The following is a 3791-nucleotide window of genomic DNA, read 5'->3' on the forward strand; positions in this document are numbered from 1 at the left end:
ATTGAGGCGGGGATCGTCCGGGAGCGGGTGGCCAACGGGCAGATCGTCATTCCCAACAACCCGTTTCGCAAGGAGCAGCGGGTGGTGGGCATCGGCAGGGGGCTGCGAACCAAAGTCAATGCCTCCATCGGCACGTCGTCGGACGTCTGTGACATCGACATGGAAGTCAGAAAAGCGCTGGCCGCCGAAGAAGAGGGCGCCGACACCCTCATGGAACTGTCCGCCGGCGGAGACCTGGACGCCGTGCGCCGGGCGGTGCTGGCCGCGACCACCCGCCCGGTGGGCAACGTGCCCTTATACCAGGCCTTCAAGGAGACCACCCGCAACCATCATAACCCCGCCCGGCTGGATCCGGAATACCTCTTCGACCTCATCGAACAGCAACTGGCCGACGGACTCAGTTTCATGGCCATCCACTGCGGCATTAACCAGTACACCATTCGGCGCTTGAGAAAACAGGGGTTTAGGTACGGCGGCCTGGCTTCCAAAGGGGGCACCTTCATGGTGGCCTGGATGGATGCGAATAAAAAAGAGAACCCGCTCTACGAACAATTTGACCGGGTATGCCACCTGATGAAAAAGTACGATGCAGTGCTTTCCCTGGGCAACGGCATCCGGGCCGGCGCCATCCACGACAGCCATGACCGGGCCCAGATGGCCGAGATGATCATCAACTGCGAACTGGCCGAGATCGGGCGGGAAATGGGCTGCCAGACCATGGTGGAAGGCCCGGGCCATGTACCCATGGACGAGATCGCCGGCAACATCATGCTGGAAAAGCGCATGAGCGGCGACGCCCCGTACTATGTGCTGGGGCCGATCCCCTCGGACGTCGGGGCCGGCTACGACCACGTGACCGCGGCCATCGGTGCGGCCACATCCGCCCGGCACGGGGCCGACCTGATCTGTTACATCACCCCGGCCGAACACCTGGCCCTGCCCACGGAGGCCGATGTGAGAGAAGGGGTACGGGTCACACGTCTGGCCGTCCACATCGGGGACTTGAGCAAGTATCCCGAGCGGCGGGAGCGGGACAAACAGGCAGCCATGGCCCGGCGGGACATGCGTTGGGACGATCTTCAGGAGCTGCTGCTCTTCCCGGCGGTGGCCCGGTCCATCCGCGACAGTCGCCTGCCGCAGCAAGCGGAGACCTGCACCATGTGCGGGGATTTCTGCGCCATGAAAAAGGGCATGGAGGTATTTAGCCAGGATATCGCCGGAGACAAATGTTCGCCGTGAAACGGTATCTTTCGGCCCAGGCCGGCGTTCTCACTCTGACAAAATCCTCAACGTAGCGCGGCTACGCCTCCGGTTTGGTCATCGCTGCGGCCTTGGCCTGAACCAAAATCTACCATTTCAACACAAAATTCGATACAGGAGATATCATGGAAATGATAGAAAAAAGTATTGCATCAATCAAACCGCTCAACAATGCGGTCTTCGAACAGGCCAACGCGCGGCTGGCCAACCAGGCCCGGCCCGCCGGCAGCCTGGGCATGCTGGAACCGGCGTCGGCACGGCTGGCGGCCATTTTCGGCACCCTGGACGTGCGCCTGGACAACAAGGTCATCATCACCTGCGCCGGTGACCACGGCGTCACCGAGGAAGGGGTGAGCCTGTTTCCCCAGGAGGTCACCGCCCAGATGGTATTCAACTTCGTGGGGCAGGGGGCTTCCATCAACGTCCTTGCCAAACATGCCGGGGCCAGGGTGAAGGTGGCTGATTTGGGCGTCAATTTCGATTTTGACCCGGAATTGCCCATCTTTCACAAGAAGGTGGGCAAGGGTACGGCCAACTTTGCCCGGATACCGGCCATGGGCCGCCAGGATGCGGTCAGGAGTATCGAGGCCGGCATCGAGATCGTCAACGAGCTGATGGCCGACGGGCCGGTGGACATGCTGGGCACCGGCGACATGGGTATCGGCAACACCACCCCGTCGTCCGCCGTCATCGCCGCCTTCTCGGGCATCGCCGTGGATCAACTGACCGGCAGGGGCACGGGCATCGGAGACGCCGCCCTGGCCAACAAGATCCGGGTCATCGAACAGGCCCTGGCCCTTCACCGGCCGGATGCTAACGATCCGCTGGACGTGCTGGCCAAGGTGGGGGGGTTCGAGATCGGTGGGCTTGCCGGTCTCGTCATCGGGTCGGCGGCTGCGGGTATTCCGGTGGTGTGCGACGGCTTTATCGCCACTGCCGGCGCCCTGATCGCCTGCGAACTGGCCCCGGCGGCCAAAGCCTACCTGTTTGCCAGCCACCGAAGCGTCGAGGTGGGCCACCGGTTCATGCACCAACGGCTGGGTGTCGACCCCCTGCTGGACCTTCAATTCCGCCTGGGTGAGGGCACCGGTGCCGCCGTGGCCATGGAACTGCTGGATGCCGCCACCCGTGTGCTCTGCGACATTAAAACCTTTGATGAGGTGGCGATTGTGAATGCTCAAGAAGGGTAAAAGCGCACACAGGATTTTCGGCATCGATCACCTGCCACATCAGCGGGAAAGGTCAACCCCCCGGTAAGCGAATGGAGGGCGTGCAGCCCCCCCATTCGCTTTGTTATCTGCCTCTGACGGGATTGCCGAACCTGACGGAATGGATGTGTCAGAATCTTTTGCTTGGTGTAAAAGAACCTTATCACGATGGATCGAAAGCGAACCGATTATTCTCAACCTGAATGACCGTTTTGATCTCGTGAGAAAAACCGCTTCGTTGCCTACCGTTTCCAGGCGCACCTATCATCGACGATCCAATGGATTCCTTCCATCCCCCTGAAATCATGCGCTGTCGTCTGCAGCCAGGATTGTTTTAAAATTATGTAAATGAAGCAGGTTGATAAAGATCAGCCGGCTTGCCGGCAGGCTATAGTGGATTAGGATTTCCCATGGCACTGAAATTGCTGTGCATGAGCCGACATATCGTCCTTTAGCATGTAAGGATGTGTTGCATCTGCGGTAACCCGTCTCCCGGAGGTCGGCTCTTGCAATCCAGGAAATGCGACTTGCTGCCCATTTGTTAAAACTTAAAAAGGAGGAGTACCCATGAGGAAACTTATCGCTGTAGGTTTGATCCTGTTTTTCGCTTTTAGCGGAACGGCCATGGCAGCCGATGACACTGTCCGGATCGGTGTTTTTCTGCCCTTGACGGGCGCCAACGCCTATGGCGGGCAACTCGAGCTGGAGGGCCTGCAGATGGCCCACAAGGAGTTCCCCACGGTCCTCGATAAAAAAGTGGAGCTGTTTATCGTGGATAACAAATCCGATAAAGTGGAGTCGGCAAACGCCGTCAAACGCTTGATCAGCAAGGAAAAAGCCCACACCATTATCGGCACTTACGGCAGCTCCCTGGCCATGGCCGGTGGCGAAGTGGCCGAATCGGCCAGGATTCCCATGGTGGGCACCTCCTGCACCAACCCGCTGGTCACCCAGGGCAAAAAATATGTCTTCCGGGTGTGCTTCATCGATCCCTTCCAGGGTGCCGGTGCCGCCACCTATGCCTACAAAACCCTGGGCCTGAAAAAAGCGGCCATGCTGGTGGATGTGGCCAATGACTATTCCGTCGGACTGGCCAGCTTCTTTAAACGATCCTTCGATAAACTGGGTGGCGAAGTGGTTACCAACCTGAAGTATCAGTCCGGCGACCAGGATTTTACCGCCCAGCTGACCGAAATCATCAGCAAAAAACCCGACCTGCTGTTCATCCCCTCCTACTTTGCCGAAGGGGCCATTATCATGAAGCAGGCCAACGAACTGGGCGCCGCGTTCAAGATTATGGGCGGAGACGCCATGGACAACCCC

3 protein-coding genes are annotated in these 3791 nt (G+C 59.2%); all 3 read left to right on the forward strand.

What is annotated here, in order from left to right:
• Window positions 1–1239, forward strand: a 1239-nt coding sequence (gene thiC, locus ABYV26_RS22720; protein WP_372683638.1) for a phosphomethylpyrimidine synthase ThiC, incomplete at its 5' end; no start/stop codon positions are given.
• Window positions 1240–1385: 146 nt separating this feature from the next.
• On the forward strand, window positions 1386–2450 hold the full coding sequence (cobT, locus tag ABYV26_RS22725) for a nicotinate-nucleotide--dimethylbenzimidazole phosphoribosyltransferase (protein ID WP_372683639.1): 1065 nt from the start codon (window positions 1386–1388) through the stop codon (window positions 2448–2450).
• A 585-nt stretch (window positions 2451–3035) separates the two neighbouring features.
• Window positions 3036–3791: ABC transporter substrate-binding protein (locus tag ABYV26_RS22730; protein ID WP_372683640.1), on the forward strand; the 756-nt coding region annotated here is incomplete at its 3' end.

This window comes from Desulfosarcina sp. (assembly GCF_041551955.1).
In the GTDB taxonomy this organism is placed as follows: domain Bacteria; phylum Desulfobacterota; class Desulfobacteria; order Desulfobacterales; family Desulfosarcinaceae; genus Desulfosarcina.

Excerpts from the sequence above, each read along its gene's own strand:
- cobT (WP_372683639.1), top strand. The coding sequence starts at position 1,386 with ATGGAAATGATAGAAAAAAGTATTGCATCAATCAAACCGCTCAACAAT.